This window comes from Candidatus Marinimicrobia bacterium CG08_land_8_20_14_0_20_45_22, assembly GCA_002774355.1.
Lineage (GTDB): Bacteria > Fidelibacterota > UBA2242 > UBA2242 > UBA2242 > 0-14-0-20-45-22.
This window is the reverse complement of the sequence record PEYN01000083.1, coordinates 1-1,015: the sequence shown is the minus strand read 5'-3', so window position 1 is coordinate 1,015 and position 1,015 is coordinate 1. Positions and strand designations below refer to the sequence as shown.

At 39.9% G+C, this 1,015-nt stretch carries 1 protein-coding gene; it reads left to right on the top strand.

Annotated elements, in window-relative coordinates; all coding sequences use genetic code 11:
- Positions 1-290 precede the first annotated feature (290 nt).
- Entirely contained in the window at positions 291-929 is a 639-nt protein-coding gene (locus tag COT43_05180) for a hypothetical protein (protein PIS28946.1), read from the top strand.
- The last annotated feature ends 86 nt before the right edge of the window (positions 930-1,015 follow it).

Below are 1,015 nucleotides of genomic sequence, written 5' to 3'. Positions count from 1 at the left end.
GAATAACCGACCAAGAAAATGTCTTGGATTTAAAACACCTAATCAGGTATTTTTTGGAGGTGTCAGTTGTTGCACTTAATACTTGAATCCAGGAAACCTGTAAGAAATATTTTCACAATAAACGTTCAATTAATAGCACCAAGATCCAAAAACTATGGAACAAATATATTTGGGAGAGGCACACTTTAGATTCCTTGGCAAAGGAATACGGGCGTAGTTCCAAATGGATTCAAGAGCGACTAAAATCTTATCAAATAATCAAGCCAATCCTTAGGCCCGACAAGACCGTCATGATTGCAGACACCACTTATTTTAGCCGTAATGAAGGCGTCTGTATATTTTATTCATCGACCTTAAATCGAGTCGTTGATTACTCAATAATCACTTATGAAAAGTCCTCCACATATTTAGAGTTAAGACGTCGGATCGAACGAAAAGGATTCACGATAACTGCCGTTGTAATTGACGGGAGAAAGGGTGTTCGGGAAGTGTTTTCAGGTATCCCGGTTCAGATGTGTCAGTTTCATCAACTCATGATCCTGCGGCGTTATCTTACTCTGAATCCAAGACTTGAATCCGCCGGAGAATTAAAAGAAATCTGCAAGTATTTATGTAAAATGGAAAAAGATGAATTCATTTATATTTTTAATAAATGGAGTGAAAAATGGTTCGGCTTCCTGAGTGAACGAACCCGTGATGACGCCGGTAAATGGCATTATACGCATCGACGATTACGTTCGGCCAGGCGCAGTATCTTCACAAACCTACCTTACCTATTTACCTACCAGGATTATCCTGATCTTGGAATTCCAAATACAACAAATTGCTTGGAAAGTCTCAATGCAAAACTGAAAGAATTAACCCGGGTCCATCGCGGTTACAGTAAGCAGGTAAAATTGAAAATCATTGCTGAAATTCTGGCAAATTAGCAGCTATTTTTTTCCTTTAAGCCCCAATTTCCGGAAAGATGCCGCGTCGCCGGTGTAGGGAATCTTCAGAGCATCGGCGCCCAATT

Coding starts and splice junctions, on each gene's coding strand:
- COT43_05180 (PIS28946.1), top strand. CDS start 291: ATGATTGCAGACACCACTTATTTTAGCCGTAATGAAGGCGTCTGTATA.